General features: G+C 62.6%; 20 protein-coding genes and 1 tRNA gene. 6 read left to right on the top strand and 15 right to left on the bottom strand.

Going from position 1 to position 15,155, the window contains the following annotated elements; genetic code table 11:
* Positions 1-27 precede the first annotated feature (27 nt).
* Complete coding sequence (locus AQZ50_RS10575; protein WP_067746565.1) at positions 28-1,023, bottom strand: adenosine kinase; 996 nt, start codon at positions 1,021-1,023, stop codon at positions 28-30.
* Between the two features lie 168 nt (positions 1,024-1,191).
* On the opposite strand from AQZ50_RS10575, the gene AQZ50_RS10570 reads away from it, so the two are divergent.
* Positions 1,192-1,560, top strand: coding sequence for a hypothetical protein (locus AQZ50_RS10570; RefSeq protein ID WP_067746564.1), 369 nt, complete (start codon positions 1,192-1,194; stop codon positions 1,558-1,560).
* Here AQZ50_RS10570 and AQZ50_RS10565 read toward each other — a convergent pair.
* From AQZ50_RS10565 to AQZ50_RS10540, 6 genes are all read right to left on the bottom strand, one after another.
* The gene (locus AQZ50_RS10565; protein ID WP_156427319.1) at positions 1,557-2,462 is read right to left on the bottom strand and encodes a HupA family protein; all 906 of its coding nucleotides are present in this window, start codon (positions 2,460-2,462) and stop codon (positions 1,557-1,559) included. The two genes, AQZ50_RS10570 and AQZ50_RS10565, sit on opposite strands and share 4 nt — an antisense overlap.
* Before the next feature lie 137 nt (positions 2,463-2,599).
* Entirely contained in the window at positions 2,600-3,763 is a 1,164-nt protein-coding gene (locus tag AQZ50_RS10560; protein ID WP_067746318.1) for a saccharopine dehydrogenase family protein, read from the bottom strand.
* 89 nt (positions 3,764-3,852) lie between these two features.
* Positions 3,853-4,407: a dCTP deaminase gene (dcd, locus tag AQZ50_RS10555; protein ID WP_067746316.1), complete on the bottom strand. Its 555-nt coding sequence runs from the start codon at positions 4,405-4,407 to the stop codon at positions 3,853-3,855.
* A gap of 24 nt (positions 4,408-4,431) precedes the next feature.
* Entirely contained in the window at positions 4,432-4,863 is a 432-nt protein-coding gene (locus tag AQZ50_RS10550) for a cytidine deaminase (RefSeq protein ID WP_067746314.1), read from the bottom strand.
* Complete coding sequence (locus AQZ50_RS10545; protein ID WP_231730223.1) at positions 4,860-5,567, bottom strand: glycoside hydrolase family 25 protein; 708 nt, start codon at positions 5,565-5,567, stop codon at positions 4,860-4,862. The genes AQZ50_RS10550 and AQZ50_RS10545 overlap by 4 nt, the downstream gene beginning before the upstream one ends.
* A gap of 67 nt (positions 5,568-5,634) precedes the next feature.
* A complete protein-coding gene (locus AQZ50_RS10540; protein WP_067746308.1) occupies positions 5,635-6,117 on the bottom strand; it encodes a UPF0262 family protein in 483 nt (160 codons plus the stop codon).
* A 116-nt stretch (positions 6,118-6,233) separates the two neighbouring features.
* Here AQZ50_RS10540 and AQZ50_RS10535 point away from each other — a divergent pair, with 116 nt between their 5' ends.
* On the top strand, positions 6,234-7,748 hold the full coding sequence (locus AQZ50_RS10535; protein ID WP_067746307.1) for a replicative DNA helicase: 1,515 nt from the start codon (positions 6,234-6,236) through the stop codon (positions 7,746-7,748).
* 61 nt (positions 7,749-7,809) lie between these two features.
* On the opposite strand, the gene AQZ50_RS10530 is transcribed toward AQZ50_RS10535, so the two are convergent.
* From AQZ50_RS10530 to AQZ50_RS10520, 3 genes are all read right to left on the bottom strand, one after another.
* Positions 7,810-8,046: a DUF2312 domain-containing protein gene (locus AQZ50_RS10530; protein ID WP_067746306.1), complete on the bottom strand. Its 237-nt coding sequence runs from the start codon at positions 8,044-8,046 to the stop codon at positions 7,810-7,812.
* Between the two features lie 110 nt (positions 8,047-8,156).
* On the bottom strand, positions 8,157-8,825 hold the full coding sequence (locus AQZ50_RS10525; RefSeq protein WP_067746305.1) for an RlmE family RNA methyltransferase: 669 nt from the start codon (positions 8,823-8,825) through the stop codon (positions 8,157-8,159).
* Positions 8,822-10,204 carry a Ppx/GppA phosphatase family protein gene (locus AQZ50_RS10520; RefSeq protein ID WP_067746303.1) on the bottom strand — a complete coding sequence of 461 codons (1,383 nt, stop codon included), beginning with the start codon at positions 10,202-10,204 and terminating at the stop codon, positions 8,822-8,824. The genes AQZ50_RS10525 and AQZ50_RS10520 overlap by 4 nt, the downstream gene beginning before the upstream one ends.
* Positions 10,205-10,356: 152 nt before the next feature.
* Here AQZ50_RS10520 and AQZ50_RS10515 point away from each other — a divergent pair.
* Positions 10,357-10,430: transfer RNA gene (locus AQZ50_RS10515), tRNA-Gln, on the top strand.
* Between the two features lie 3 nt (positions 10,431-10,433).
* On the opposite strand, the gene AQZ50_RS10510 is transcribed toward AQZ50_RS10515, so the two are convergent.
* The 3 genes from AQZ50_RS10510 to AQZ50_RS10495 all read right to left on the bottom strand — a co-directional run bounded on the left by AQZ50_RS10510 (position 10,434) and on the right by AQZ50_RS10495 (position 13,065).
* Entirely contained in the window at positions 10,434-11,519 is a 1,086-nt protein-coding gene (locus tag AQZ50_RS10510) for a tyrosine-type recombinase/integrase (protein ID WP_067746302.1), read from the bottom strand.
* Positions 11,520-11,887: 368 nt separating this feature from the next.
* Positions 11,888-12,382, bottom strand: coding sequence for a hypothetical protein (locus AQZ50_RS10500; protein ID WP_067746300.1), 495 nt, complete (start codon positions 12,380-12,382; stop codon positions 11,888-11,890).
* 164 nt (positions 12,383-12,546) lie between these two features.
* A complete protein-coding gene (locus tag AQZ50_RS10495; RefSeq protein WP_156427317.1) occupies positions 12,547-13,065 on the bottom strand; it encodes a hypothetical protein in 519 nt (172 codons plus the stop codon).
* Positions 13,066-13,336: 271 nt separating this feature from the next.
* Between AQZ50_RS10495 and AQZ50_RS20740 the strand changes: the two genes are divergently transcribed.
* The 3 genes from AQZ50_RS20740 to AQZ50_RS10490 are packed head-to-tail and all read left to right on the top strand — an operon-like array spanning position 13,337 to position 14,193.
* On the top strand, positions 13,337-13,525 hold the full coding sequence (locus AQZ50_RS20740; protein WP_197412463.1) for a hypothetical protein: 189 nt from the start codon (positions 13,337-13,339) through the stop codon (positions 13,523-13,525).
* A gap of 32 nt (positions 13,526-13,557) precedes the next feature.
* Positions 13,558-13,863 carry a hypothetical protein gene (locus tag AQZ50_RS20445; RefSeq protein WP_156427316.1) on the top strand — a complete coding sequence of 102 codons (306 nt, stop codon included), beginning with the start codon at positions 13,558-13,560 and terminating at the stop codon, positions 13,861-13,863.
* A 42-nt stretch (positions 13,864-13,905) separates the two neighbouring features.
* Complete coding sequence (locus AQZ50_RS10490; protein ID WP_067746298.1) at positions 13,906-14,193, top strand: hypothetical protein; 288 nt, start codon at positions 13,906-13,908, stop codon at positions 14,191-14,193.
* A 4-nt stretch (positions 14,194-14,197) separates the two neighbouring features.
* Here the strand turns inward: AQZ50_RS10490 and AQZ50_RS10485 are convergent, their stop codons facing one another.
* Positions 14,198-14,860: a hypothetical protein gene (locus tag AQZ50_RS10485; protein ID WP_067746297.1), complete on the bottom strand. Its 663-nt coding sequence runs from the start codon at positions 14,858-14,860 to the stop codon at positions 14,198-14,200.
* Positions 14,857-15,155, bottom strand: a 299-nt coding sequence (locus AQZ50_RS10480; protein WP_231730222.1) for a hypothetical protein, incomplete at its 5' end; no start/stop codon positions are given. The genes AQZ50_RS10480 and AQZ50_RS10485, both read right to left, overlap by 4 nt.

The following is a 15,155-nucleotide window of genomic DNA, read 5'->3' as shown; positions in this document are numbered from 1 at the left end:
TATTCATGGGGCCTATTCATGCGGCGATCAGCTCAACAGCGGTGCCACCAGCGCGGTCAGATCGGCTTCGGGCCGCGCGCCATAGTGCGAAATCACTTCTGCGGCACAGATCGCGCCCAGCCCGAGGCACGTTTCGAGCGCCAGCCCGCGCACATGCCCGAACAGAAACCCGGCTGCGAACAGATCGCCCGCGCCGGTCGTGTCGACCACATGCCCGACCGGCGCAGCGGCAACCATGGCGTGTTCGCCGCCGCTGACCGCATGGGCGCCCTTTTCGCTGCGCGTGACGACCAGCGTGGCGATTTTCGGACCGAGTGCGGCGATCCCTTCGTGAAAATCGTCTTTCCCGGTCAGCGCGGCCAGTTCGTGTTCGTTGGCAAACAGGATGTCGATTGCGCCCGCTTCGATCAAGGCGCGGAAATCATCGCCGTGGCGCGCAATGACAAAGGCATCGGACAGCGTGAAAGCGACTTTGCGCCCCGCCGCGCGTGCGGTGGCGATCGCCCGGCGCATGGCGCGGCGCGGCTCTTCGGGATCCCACAGATAGCCTTCGAGATAGAGCACCGCCGCATCGGCGATCACGGCATCGTCGAGCGCATCGGCGGGCAGGAACTGCGACGCGCCGAGAAAGGTGTTCATCGTCCGCTGCCCGTCGGGGGTGACAAAGATCAGGCAGCGCGCGGTCGAAGGCTCTCCGGCGCGGACCGGGGTGTCAAAGGCAATGCCTCCGGCGCGGATATCATGGGCAAAGACTTCGCCCAGCTGATCCCCGGCAACCTGACCGATAAAGCCGCATGACGCCCCCAGCGCGGCAAGGCCCGCCAGCGTGTTGGCCGCCGACCCGCCCGAAATTTCGCGTGCGGGGCCCATCGCCTGATACAATTCGTGCGCGCGCGGTTCGTCGACCAGCGTCATCCCGCCTTTGGCCAGACCGAGCGCGACAATGTCGTCATCGCTCGCCGCGGCCATGACATCGACAATCGCATTGCCGATCGCGACAACATCGAAACGGGGGCGGCTGATGGCAGAAGGCTGGGTCACGCGGCAGAACTCCGGCAGAATTGGTCGATTTCGATGGTTTTTGGGCGCCTAGTCGTTTGCCGCCCCTGCGGCAAGCCGCAGCGCGACCGCGACGGATGCTTCGCGGCCCTGATTGACACAGCGAGGGGCGCGCGCGATGGCGAATCCACCATGCGCGCGCTCTTGCCGATACCCTTGATCCTGATGCTCGCCGCGTGCGGCGGCGAAAGCGCGCAGCCGGCCGCCGCGATCAGCCAGCCCGAACCGCGCCTGCCGCACCATGCGCGGAGCGGCGCGTATGGCGGGGTGATCGGTGCCGATGTCGATGCGCTGGTCCGTCAATTCGGCCCGCCCCGGCTCGACATCCGCGACGGCGATGCGCGCAAGCTGCAATGGTCGGGAGCCGCGTGCATTCTCGACGCCTATCTCTATCCCGGCGAGCACGGCGAACATGCCACCGCGACGTTTGTCGACGCGCGGCGCGGCGATGGCCGCGATGTCGACCGTGAGGCCTGCATCGCGGCGCTCAGGAAGAATTAGTTCTTCTTGCCGACAGTAATGCCCGCCGCCGCCAAACTACCGGTATTGATCGCCCACGAGTAGCCAACTTCAGCGGCCTGTGGACCGTTGAAATTACCCGTGAAAAGGCTTGAGCCGCTGCCGGTGGAAAATGTACCGGTGAAGCCGGGGCCGCCAGCCGTGATCGTGCCGGTGCCGTTGAAGGTGCCAAATTGGGTCACCGTGCCAAAGCCGGCGACCGATGGCGTTCCCACCAGAGTGAGCGACGTCGCAACGGTGCCTGCACCGAAATTGGCGGAGAATGTCCCTGAACTGTTGGTTGGCTGGATGGAATAGGAAGTGCCGCCTGCCTGGGCAGAACCATTGACCTCCACGGTATAATTTGCGGTGCCGGTCTTGGGCACATCACTGGCAAGCGTCGGTACGCCGCCCGTTGCCAGCCAGATTGCGATGCCGTTGGGGGTGGCGTGAACCCACTCGCCGACCATCGTGTAGCTCAGCGCGACACCTTTGACTGTCGCCGTTCCTATTACCAAATTGTCGTCGACCTCGCCGGAGCCGGAACCCGAAGACTTGATATATTGCACCGTGTTCGGTGTGGTTGCGGCTTGATACAGATTGTTCGGTGAGAATGTGGCGGCGGTGCCATCGGGCGCGGTCAGCGTGTAACTGTCCGACGATGCGGTATAGGCAACGGTAACGCCGGAGCCATAGGGATTGGAGGTTGCAGTTGTCGCACCGAGCTGGACGCCGGAGGTTGAGAAGCTGCGATTTCCGCCCTGGCTGACGATTTGCTGCAACGTCTGATAGCTCGGCGGCGTCGGCGTACTGGCAATTCCGCCGCCGCTGCCGTCACCACAGCCCGCCAAAGCGAGACTAAACAGGGCGAGAGGTCCCAACTCCACCAACTTGCGAATATTCATCATGCAGATTCCTTTAGTCAGAACGCGACGCCCATTCCTGCGTATAACTATAAGTTCTGCCTTGAATCGGGCATTCTGACAAACACTTGTTTGCCACGATGCATTATATTCCCGGCGATCACAGCGCGTTGCAAAGATTAATCTTCCACCGCAAACGTGATTTCGGCGTGGTCCTGCAGGCGCTTGACCAGCGCGGCGCCGAGAATCGACCCCGGCGTGCCGATCCCGCCCGGTGCGTCGCTTTCGGTCAGGCCGATGCCGGTTTCGGCGATCATGCGGCTGGTCGAGCCATAGCCCGGATCATAGCGGCCCTTGACCCCATAGCGCAGCACGCGCCCGTCGGGCCATTCGCCGATGAACAGCAAGTCGTAGAAACCGTTGGCCCGCTGTTCCGGCGTCGGCCCTTCGCCGGGCAAAGGATCGTTGGGCGTGCCGATCATCGGGGTCTTGGCCAGATAGTTGGCCACCGCCTTGCCCTGATCGCCGGGGCCGGTCAGCACCATTTCGTCATAGACGAAGTCGGCGCCGTAAGGATGGCCGAGCAACTGGTTGGTGCGATGCACGTTCTTGGTGTTGATGATTGCCATCACGAATGGCGCGGCCCACTGGCCTGTCGCCTCGTCGAACATGGGCCGGTCGGCGGCAGGCTGATCGGGGCCGGTAAAGCCCGGCGTCAGGCCAAACGGGCTGGCCATGATCCGGCCCAGCGCGGGCTCTTTGGCGATCGCGGCGAGCGAGGCCTTGAGGCTGGCCGCCGTGCCGCCCGAAACCCCGCCCTGCATGCCGCGAACCCGGCATTTGACGCGCGGCGCGGCGCTGCCGAACCGCGCCTTCGCCTCGGTCTGGAGCATCAGCACGCCAAGGTCGAAGGGGATCGAATCATAGCCCGACGAAAACGCGATGCGCGCGCCGCTCGCTTTGGCCTCGGCGTCGTAGCGGTCGATCATCTGGCGCATCCACACCGGCTCGCCGCACAGATCGGCATAGTGCGTCCCCGCCGCGACACAGGCGCCGAGCACCTCGGTGCCGTAAAGCTGATAGGGCCCGACGGTGGTGACAAGGGCGCTGGTCGATTGGGCCAGCGCAGAGAGCGATGCGCGATCTTCGCTGTCCGCGACGACCAGCGGGGTATCCGCCGGCGCGCCGATCAGATCGCGCACTTCGGCCAACTTGGCCGCACTGCGCCCGGCCATCGCCCATTTCAGCCCCGATCCGGCATACGTGGTTGCCAGATATTGCGCCACCAGCCGCCCGGTATACCCGGTCGCGCCATAGACGACGATGTCGTAAGTCCGTGCCATCCGCTCACTCCGCTCATGCGATTTAAGCGCGTGATTAAAGCGATCGGACGAGTTCGGCAATCAAATAGGGCAGGCAAACAGGACGCGCTTCAAATTCGGGGCAGCGTGACGCCTCTTTGGCCCATGTATTTCCCGGCACGGTCGGCATAGCTCGTCTCGCACGGCTCGTTGCCCTGGAGAAACAGGAACTGGCACGCGCCTTCGTTGGCATAGATCTTGGCAGGCAGCGGCGTAGTGTTGGAAAATTCCAGCGTGACATGGCCTTCCCAGCCCGGTTCGAGCGGGGTGACATTGACGATGATTCCGCAGCGGGCATATGTCGATTTGCCCAGACAGATCACCAGCACATCGCGCGGCACGCGGAAATATTCGACCGTGCGCGCCAGGGCAAAGCTGTTGGGCGGGATCACGCAGACCTCGGTCTTGCGGTCGACAAACGAATTGGCGTCGAAATTCTTGGGGTCCACCACCGCCGAATCGACATTGGTGAAGATCTTGAAATCGTCGGCGACGCGCGCGTCATAGCCATACGACGACAGGCCATAGCTGATGCAGCCGTCGCGGCGCTGACTTTCGACAAAGGGTTCGATCATGCCGTCTTCGAGCGCCCTGCGGCGGATCCAGCGGTCGGAGAGAATGGCCAAGAGGTGTCTTTCAGGTTTGCAAAATTACCCGGCCAGATTGGCCGGACCAAAGGCAAGAGGCAAGAGCGCGCTCAGCCGCATGGCGAAGGTTTCGTCGGCGCCGGTGGCAATCACCAGCGGATCGGTCCCCCCCAGGGCGGCGAGTTCATAAAGCACCTGCCGACATCGGCCACAAGGCGCAACCGGCGCGCCGGGCACACCCCTGGTCCCGCCCGCGATCGCCACTGCGATCAGCCCGGCGCGATGGCCTTCGTGGCTGGCGCGCGCCGCCGCCACGGTTTCGGCGCAGAGCGACAGGCCGTAGCTGGCGTTTTCGAAATTGCTGCCGGTGATCACCGTACCGTCGGCAAACGCCAGCGCGGCGCCGACATGAAATCCCGAATAGGGCGCATGGGCCCCGGCCATCGCCGCCCGCGCAGCGGCGATCAGTGCGGGCCGGTCGAATGTGTCGTTCATGGCTGGACCACCACCCAGCGCACCGGCCCGGCCACACCGGGGATGTGCAGGCGATGCGTCGCCGTCCACAGCACCCAGGGCCGGTTGACCGTATCGGGCGCACGGAAATCGCCGGTCACCCAGACATTGCGGTCGATTCGCGCCGCCAGGTGATAGCGCCGCTCTGCCGCCGGCGAAGGCATCAGGACGACCGGGCGGCCGAGATGACGTTCGACTTCGTTGAGGAAAGTGGTCAGTTCGCTGTCGATCGAGGCCTCGCCGGGCGGTTCGGGGCAGCGTTTGGGATCGAGACCGATCGCGATCGCGGCGGGCAACATGCGTTTGTCGCGCGCCACGGTGGTGACGAAATTGCTCGCCTGGACATCGGCGGGGGCACACAAGTCATAGACGTGGACCGCGCCGACTTGCAGCCCGGCGGCGCGCGCGGCGTCAAACCCTGCCGCAAAGGCGTCATCGCGCTTGTCGGCCCCGGTGCTGGCGGTCAGATAGACGAAATCGGCGCCATGCCCGCCGGGACCGGTGGCCTTGATCGTGCGCCATTCGACCGCGCCGTTGCCGGCATCGAGCCACAATCCCTGTACCGGATAGCGCGCGCGATCGGGCGCCCAGTGGATCGTCCACCACCACGCTGCGAGCGCCGCAATGCCCAGCACGAGGACAAGTCCGGGCACCAGCAGCCAGCGCTTCAGCCCTGCCTTTGCCAAAATTCCAATTCCCTGAATGTAGTGGGGGGATGACCCGCGGTCCCCGCGAGTCTCGCCAGACTTGTCCTTAGCCCTTGATATGGAGAACGCAAATCAGCGTAAAGAGGCGGCGGGCGGTGATGAAGTCGGTCTCGATCTTGCCCTCCAGCTTTTCCAGCAACATTGTCGCGGCATCGTTGTGGACACCGCGCCGGGCCATGTCGATCGTCTCGATTTCCTGCGCCGTGGCACGGCGAATCGCCTGGTAATAGGATTCGCAGATCGCGAAATAGTCGCGAATCGGGCGGCGAAACCGGCCCAGCCCGAGAATGACCGTTTCCAGATGCTGCGCCGCCTCGTCCGAGACCATCAGCACCAGCCGTCCGTCTTCGACCGCCAGGCGCAGGCGATAGGGCCCCTCATGCCCGGCGGCAAACGCCCGCAACGGCTTGAAGCTGTTTTCCTCGATCAGGTCGAAGATCGCAATCCGACGTTCCTGCTCGATATCGGCATTGCGCCAGATGATCGTCGCTTCGTCGAGTTCGATATGGGCAATGCGCGGGTCCGCCATGATCGGGACAGTCTTTGCATAGGCGCCAAGCCCGGGGCAAGCCCTCCCCGCTATCCACAGGGTACATCTGCCGCCATCGCTTGTCGCTGTTCCGGGACTGGCGCTATTGAGGCGGCATGTCAGTCACCACATCCATTCTGTCGCGCGAGCCGGACCAGACCCGCTCGCTCCCCGCCAACGTCGAAGCCGAGGCCGCGTTCCTCGGCGCGGTGCTGATCGATAACCGTATCCTGGAGGAAATGACCTGCCCGTTGAAAGCGGAGCATTTCTTTGCCCCCGTTCATGGCCGTGTGTTCGAACGGATCGGCGCGCTGATCGACCGCAAGGCGATCGTTACCCCGGTTACGCTCAAACCCTATTTCGAATCCGATGAGGGATTGAGGGAACTGGGCGGCACCGCGTACCTCGCGCGGCTGACCGCCGATGGCCAGGGCCTGCTCGCCCCGCGCGAACTGGCGCAACAGATCTATGATCTGGCGCTGTTGCGCGAACTGATCACGGTCGGTCGCACGCTGGTCGAACAGGCGATGGACACGAGCGAAAGCGTTTCGCCGCTCGGCCAGATCGAAGCCGCCGAAGCCGCGCTCTATGCCGTCGCCGAAGGGGCGCAGACCGGCAGCGAGGCGCAAACCTTTGGTCAGGCGACGCGCACCTCGCTTGAAATGATCGAAAAGGCGCTGCTGTCGGGCGGCCACATTTCGGGCAAGACCACCGGGCTGACCTCGGTCAACGAAAAGATCGGCGGCCTGCACGAATCGGACTTGATCATCCTTGCCGGGCGTCCGGGCATGGGCAAGACCAGCCTTGTCACCAATATCGCCTTCAACGCGGCCGATCGTCTGCGCCGCGATCTGGCCGACGGCATCACGGTCAAGGATTCGGTCGGTGCGGCGGTCGCCTTTTTCAGCCTGGAAATGAGCGCGGACCAGCTCGCCACGCGTATCCTTGCCGAACAGTCGGGGATCAGTTCCGAAGCGCTGCGCATGGGGCGGATCAGCCGCGAGGATTTTCAGCAACTGTCGTTTGCCAGCCAGCGGCTTGCCGAATTGCCGCTCTATCTCGACGACACCCCGGCCTTGTCGATCAGCGCCTTGCGCGCCCGTGCGCGCCGGTTGAAGCGGCGGCACGACATCGGGCTGATCGTGGTCGACTATCTTCAGCTGTTGCAGGGATCGGGCCGCAGCGACAACCGCGTGAACGAAATTTCGGAAATCAGCCGGGGGCTCAAGACCTTGGCCAAAGAGCTTTCCGTCCCGGTGATCGCGCTGTCACAGCTGTCGCGCGCGGTCGAACAACGCGAAGACAAGCGTCCGATGCTGTCGGATTTGCGCGAATCCGGCTCGATCGAACAGGACGCCGATATGGTCTGGTTCGTCTATCGCGAAGATTATTACGTCGCCGCGCGCGAGCCGAAACAGGGCGTCGATGGCGATGAGAGCAAGATTCACGAAGCCCATGCCGCGTGGGCCGCGGAAATGGAGCGGGTCTTTGGTCTGGCCGAACTGATCGTGGCCAAACAGCGTCACGGTTCGACCGGCAAAGTCCGCCTGCGCTTCGAACCGCGTATCACGCGCTTTTCCGATCTTGCGCCCGACGACATGCGCGCCAGTTCCTATGGCAGCGACGAGTGATGCGCGACGGCGGCGCCTTCCCTGTTCGGAAAGGTGCCGCCGACACTGCATCGAACAGCGGTCAGTCGATGCCGAGCGCGTTCTTGTACGTTTCGAGAATCGCTTCCATTTCGCGGCGATCGTCGGGCTTCATTTTGCGCAGGCGGACGATCTGGCGAATGATCTTGGCGTCATAGCCCGTGGCTTTGGCTTCGGCGTAGACGTCCTTGATGTCGTCTCCGATGCCCTTCTTTTCTTCTTCAAGGCGTTCGATGCGTTCAATCAAAAGGCGCAGGCGGTCGTCGGCGGCGTCGGCCATCGGGGTAAGCTCCGGTCGTTGGATCAGGTAAGAAAGCCACGGCCTTTAGGCCGGTCGAAGTGATTCGTGCAAAATCCAGCCTGTGGAAATCGTGAGTTGGTTTGCTGCACTCATTCGGCCCGCCCCTTGAACCCTTGGGCAATGACATACCATTCGGACGAATCCTTGCGGCTGGCGGGGGGCTTGGCGTGTTTCACGGTCGTGAAATTGCGCTTGAGCAGCGCAAGCAGGACGGTGTCGGTGCCGCCGGCAAAGACTTTGGCGACCAGCGCGCCGCCCGGCGCGAGGTGGGAAATGGCGAAATCGACCGCCGTTTCGACCAGGCCCATGGTGCGCAAATGGTCGGTCTGCTTGTGCCCGACAGTGTTGGCGGCCATGTCCGAAAGGACGAGATCGGGTGCGCCGTCGAGCGCCTGGGTCAGCGCGGCGGGCGCTTCATCGGCCATGAAATCCATCTCGAAGATGGTCACGCCCTCGATCGGTTCGGTGGGCAAGAGGTCGATGCCGACCACTTTGGCCGCAGGCGCCTTTTGCCGCACGACCTGGCTCCATCCGCCCGGCGCAATGCCGAGGTCGACCACGCGCCGCGCGCCCTTGAGCAGCGTGAATTTCTCGTCGAGTTCGATCAGTTTGAACGCGGCGCGGCTGCGCCAGCCGTCGGCGCGGGCTTTTTGCACATAGGGATCGTTGATCTGACGGGTGAGCCAGCGGGTCGACGACGCGGTGCGCCCCTTGGCGGTTTTCAGACGAGTCCCGGGGTCTTTGCCGGATCGGCTCATGGTGTGTCCTTTCCGGCGGGGCGTCCGCCATCGCGGCGGCGCACGGCCAGCCGCGCCTTTTCGGCATCGCTTGCGGTCGCCATCAGGCTGCGCAGAATGCCTTCGCGGATGCCGCGGTCGGCAATGCCCAGCCGTTCGGCGGGCCAGATGTCGAGAATGGTTTCCAATATGGCGCAGCCGGCGACCACCAGATCGGCGCGTTCGCGCCCGATGCACGGCACGGCCATGCGCTCGGCAGGCGAACAGGCGGCCAGCCGCTGGCTGATCGCGCGCATCGAGGCGGCAGGCACGATCAGCCCGTCGACCGCGCTGCGGTCATATTGCGGCAGGCCGAGATGCAGGCTGGCCAATGTCGTGACTGTCCCGCTCGTGCCGAGCAGCCGGATCGCGGTGGGGTCGGTCTGCGCGGCATGTTCGCCCGCCACGCGCGCGGAAAAGTCGGCAAAGCCCTCGCGCACCAGTCGGCGCATTTCGCCATAGGCCACCGCGCGCGCCTCGGCGCTGTCGGCGATCGTGCCGATGCTTTCGGTCAGCGAGACGACGCCCCAGGGCACCGATTGCCAATCGAGAATGCGCGGCACGGGCTCGGACGTGTCGACCAGCACCATTTCGGTCGACCCGCCGCCGATGTCGAAAATCATCGCCGGGCCTTCGCCATGTTCGAGCAGGATGTGACAGCCCAGCACGGCGAGGCGCGCTTCTTCCTGCGCGGTGATGATGTCGAGCCTGATGCCGGTTTCGCGGCGCACGCGTTCGATGAAATCGGCGCCGTTGGTCGCGCGGCGGCAAGCCTCGGTCGCGACCGAGCGGGCCAGATGCACATTGCGGCGCTTGAGTTTGTCGGCGCAGATATGCAAGGCGGCAAGCGCGCGATCCATCGCCGCATCGGACAGCCGCCCCGATTGCGCAAGGCCTTCGCCCAGCCGGACGACGCGGCTGAACGCATCGACCACCACGAAATGATCGCCCGCCGGACGCGCGATCAACAGGCGGCAATTGTTGGTGCCAAGATCGATCGCGGCATAAGCCTGACGATGAAACGGCACCGGCCGATTGCTCAAGGCCGCGCGCGCCATCGCCGCGATCGCTGCGGCAGGCCCGTTCGTCGCAGGCGCAGTTGTGGCCGGAGCCGGGGCCATGTTCGCCGCCAAAGCCACGGCGCGCGGCGTCGCCTGTTCAGGCGATGCGCGCGAAGCGTCCGGCAATGCCGGGGCCGGGCTTATGGGCGGGATCTGGTCGGCGCGCGGCAATTCCGCGCCGGGGTCGGCAGGGCGAGCGGGGGTCCGTTTCGCGGTTGCCCTGGCATAGGCATGCTTTCGCCGCCTTTTCCGGCCGGGCCGCTTTCCCGCGTTGCCTGCCGACGCGTCTGTGTCGGCCATATCTGTTCAAATCTGCTTATGTTTTCCCGATGCCGGATGATACCGACCGGGTACTTGCAGCAACATGTAGCGTCAGTCCGCCTCGCCCGCAAGGCGCACGGCTCCTCCCATCTTGACACCCGCTCGCCTCACGCCTAATTGCGCGCCTCCATTGCCCCGTCGTCTAAAGGTAAGACAACGGATTCTGATTCCGTTTATCGAGGTTCGAATCCTCGCGGGGCATCCATTTTCATGGTAAAACTTCCTCATTTTCAACAGCTTGCGCCGCTGCGCTGGCTAACGATTTGGATCGGTTAGCCATAACCTTGCCCATTGCTGCGTCTGCACGCGCACTTTTGGTAGAGTCGCCAGCGTAGCGCAGGTACTCTTTTTCGGTCTTGTGACCGGTGATCGCCATGCCCTCTTCGTGACTGCACCCGGCCTCACGGCATCGGCGCGCGGCCGACTTACGCAGGCCATGTGCAGAGCAATGCGGCAAGCCGGCCGCGATCGCCGCCTTCTTGATCATGTTGGCAAAGCCCTTCGCGCTAAACGGCTCGCCCGACTTGTTTTCCAACAACGTCACCTTGCCCAACGGGCCGGCGTCCAGGGCGTCGCGCAGCGGCGGCACGACAGGCACGTCAACTGCCGAGCTGGTCTTGCTTTGCGCCAGTTGTATGCGCCCCTCGGCAATGGTCGCGTGCGTCATCACACGCACGTCGCCGCTACGCTGCGCCCCATAGAGCAACAGCGCGAAGGCAAGGCGCGGCTTCGTTCCGAGAGTATGCTTCGCTTCAAAAGCGGCCAGCTCATCCTCTGTCCATCGGTGATAACCATCGCCCTCTGTCTTTGGCGCCTTGGTATCTTTGACCGAATCGAAACCCGAATGCACCAGCTTAGCGCGTCTGGCGACGGTGAAAAGCTGTGCAAGCAGCTTGCGCAGGCGCGCGGCCGCGTGCGGCTTGTGCCGCATACTGGTCATCAGGCGCGCGATGCGTTCGGCGTCGAAGCGCGCGATCGGATCGTCTCCAAAGACCTTGCGGAAATTTTCCAAAACGCCCCGATAAACGGTTTGCGTTGATACGCGCAGATCCAGGAACGCATTGTCCGCATAATAGCGCGCGATCACGTCCGACACGCTGCCATGCTTGAGGCGCGCTGCACCAGGCTTGATTGGCTCGCCATCCAGGCACGCGGCATATTCGCGCTCGAATTCCTTCGTGCCGTAGGGAGCCTTGAAATAGTGCGTCGGATAGCCCTTGCGCCGAAAGCGCCAGCGACGCTTGCCGTGCCGGTCATCAAACGCCGATGCAAAAGGATAGCGCTGGCGCTTCATCCGGCACCAAAGGCCGCCAGGCGATCATCCAGGTCATCGCCGCCGATGCTCGGCGCGCTGGCTGACGGGGAGATTTCAACGGTAAGCCCGCCATCGGGATCGCGCCGCCCTCGGATCGCCACGCCCTCTTTGCGCGAAACCCGGGCCCACCGCCTAAGCTCTGCCTCCGGGATCATGGCGCGCCGAACCGTCATCATCGCAAACCCTGCATCACGCACCGGTACCAATCGGGCTTGAAAGCCTCGATAAATTGCCGAAGCTCGTGGACGCATTTTGCGCAGCGGCAAAACGCGCGATTGTGCTGTATTGGACGGCCGGCGCAATCTCGACCGCATGCAATCTCACCGGCGGTCAGACAGCGGGCCATTTCAACTCCCGAAATTCGCGCGTTCGGCCAGTACGCGCTGGAAGTGCGAAAAATTCAGCACAACCAGACTTTGCGGCCGTAAGTCAGTATTGCCCCATGAAAGGCAGCGCTCGATTGACGCAAAGATACCGAAGTAGGCACCCGCACCATCCCAATATAACAGTGCATCAGGGCGCGGTCCTTCCAACTCGCCCTGTTTTACGCCTTCACGATAGTCTAGGCCGGAAACCTTAAGAACCACGTCAGCCAAAGCGGACGCGATCTTGAAATCCTTGGTGATCGTCATTGCCTCGGCAAAGACCGCGAGCTGCTGGCAACCGTCCCACGCCCAAAGCCGAAAAACACCATCGTCAGGAACCTCGCCTCGGAAATCATAGCCCTTGCTTGCCCAGAGGCGTTGCTGGTCAGTGGAAACACCAACAATTTTCTGCACCTGCGACGGCTTGAACCGCATATAGTGGACATCCTCTGACCACTCTTCCTGACTGACCTGCATGATTCGACTTCCTATAATCATATCTGCGAATACGCTTATAGGCGGGCGACCGGCTCGACAAGAGAAATCGTATCCCAAAATATGAAAGATGCGTTGTTGCGACGACCTGCGCAGTGAGCGACGCTCGCAATTAGGCGCCGGCGAAAAGGCTCGGCGCGATCCCATCAACCTCTCTCAACCCATTCCCGCTTGGCAATCCTCTCAAGGTCCCAAGCGATCATCTGGGCCGCGTTTTTAGCTATCCCCGGCAATTCCCATGCGCCAGGGTCGAAATCGGTGAGTTTGAGCTTTGCATGCACCGCCGCAGCCGAAAAAACACCGCACAGAAGCGCGGCGTTGATCGCAGCAACCGAACGCTCGGCAAAGGCGCCCGAAACCGCGTCTTCGTCCTCACCCTCTTGTCGTTGCCTCGCGTTGAACTCGGATTCGATGCGCTGGGCCCCATCATACAGGCGCCAGAATTTATCATTCTCGGCGCGGTGATCTCTGGCAACCGTCGCAAGAAATGCTTGCCGCTGCGCCTCGCCCGGATCCTCGATCTCGGCCGAGGCGATGACCGGCACAGCGATTGCGACCGCTGCCGTCGCGACAGATGCGGCTAAAATCAGCTCACGGCGGGACATTGTTGGGGAAATTCCGGTTGGCGCGTGATCACGCGCGCCGGTAAGGGCAGCGATAGCCATGATCGTCTCTCCTAAAGACGGTTGCGGTTAGAGCGATGGCTAGGCGGCAACCTTGCCATCGCTCGCCTTTGTGGTATCAATATCCTATGAACCGGTCAAGCCCTGATACCAAAAACCCCGGAGGCCGTCCTAAGACTGGCGTAGGCACCCCTGTTATGGTGCGCCTCAACCCCGACCAGCTTGCCGGCCTGGACGCTTGGATTGCGCGTCAGGCCGAGTCGCAGACGCGCCCGGAAGCTATCCGCAACCTTTTACAAAAGGCATTAGAACAATGAAAGTCCATGTATTTTTTGATAATTCCGTCGAGACTATTGCTCATAAATTCAATGCCCCACCAATACTTGGCGATCATCTTGAATGGTCCAGTAGTGAATTTATTGTTGTGAAAAGAGCCTTCATTGATAGTGATGGCGAAATGCGTTTGGTAATTTGGGTAAATTCAATCGACCAAGCAGCCTAATGCTATCAGGCTCGTTTTGTGCAAGGTGCTGGATGTTTAGCCCCTCGCATCATGAGCGCCAGATCCTCGAAAAGGCAAGCGAGGACAATCCAAATAACTCCCGTGAACCCAATCGACCTTGGACGAAAGCCTATTGCACTTGCCTCGCCGTCGGTTGGATTGAAGTGAAAATGCATGCCCAAGGGGGTTACTACTACTTTGCAATAACCGAAGCTGGTGAAGCCGCGTTGCGCGCCCCGCGACCACCAAAGGCACCCAAGGCACCCAAGAAATCACGCCTCAAGATGGCAGAAATGCGCCTCAAAGCGCCGGAACTCCATCTTGGGCGCCTGCGCTAAATCCGACAACTGACACAAACCTATCGAATGGGGTGAGCAGCGATGACCAACGGCCGGACGATCGCCATCGCAAAGCGCCTGGACGAAATGACCAAGCCGGATTTCGGCGGAGCGCCCGATGCAGGCTTTGTCGCAGAAGTGCAGTGCTTGGCCAATGAGCTGCGCGGGCTCGTACTCGATGCCTCATTACGCGGCCGCATTTCTTCGCTGGTGACCGGCGTCGAAGAGGCTTGCTCAATGCGCCGATGGCGGGCTCTGGGCATCGACAAAGTCCGCATACATGTTCGCCAGGACGTTTACGAGATTTTGGGCGCGGCCGACGCCGAGTAGCGCCTCAAACCGCGATCGTCTCGCCCACCCGATCGGGCCAGGTATGCAGGCCCTGTATGTAGGCGCCGGCCGCATCGACCACGGCGAGATCCACACCGCCGCCAATGTGCGAGGCACCCCATGGCGATGGCAAGCGCCGCTGCGCCTCGACAAATGCCACGCCATCCCTTTCCAGATGCCAGGCAGCGCCCGGATGCAATTCAGCCGGTACCTCTGGTTGGATGTATTGACGCGTCGGCCACAGTTGAAATTCCGGAACACGGTCGGGCAGATGACCGCGGCCACTGGTCAGCACGCACCCGCCGGCACGATCGAACACGGTTGACCACATGGCAACAGCAAGCGTGACGACATAGGGCATGCCCTCAATCGCTTGCCGCGCGCCGGGTTCGCAAAGCGCCACATCGTTCAACGCGACCAGTTCACGCAAAAGGGACGGTAGCGCGGAAAGCGCCTCGGTTTGGTTGACTTGCCTTACCAACCAGGCCCGTTTGCAATCCATGAAATCGGGCGTTGAAACTCCGGTGTGCGCGATCGCGAGGCGGAGCCTGGACGAAACGACGATCTTTGACTCGATGCTCTGCAAAATGCCATCGGCTGTACAGCCGGCCCGATCGGCCAGCAAATAAGCCCCGGCCGGGCGGACAATCAGATTGAGCGCGGTCATTCTAGCGTGCCCTGAACAGCGCAAATGCCAAGAATAGCCGTTCGCGGCTGTTCACCGATCGCCAGCGTTGCAACCGCCGCCTGGCGATTGGTCTTCGGCCCGAATAGCGCGTTGATCAGCAGGCTCATACCGACCGCCAGTGCAACGTCCATCACAACGGTGGCGACGGCGATCGCAGCCTCACTGACAAATAGCGCACTCGCTATTGCTGCGACCACTGGTGCTGCTTGCGCAGGCGTTGAAATGACCAGCGCCAACAGAATGGCCAAGATCGACAATGGAGGGCGTTTCATTT

The organism is Novosphingobium sp. Fuku2-ISO-50, assembly GCF_001519055.1.
Classification (GTDB): domain Bacteria; phylum Pseudomonadota; class Alphaproteobacteria; order Sphingomonadales; family Sphingomonadaceae; genus Novosphingobium.
The sequence above is the reverse complement of the archived record's forward strand: the minus strand, read 5'-3'. Positions and strand labels throughout refer to the sequence as shown.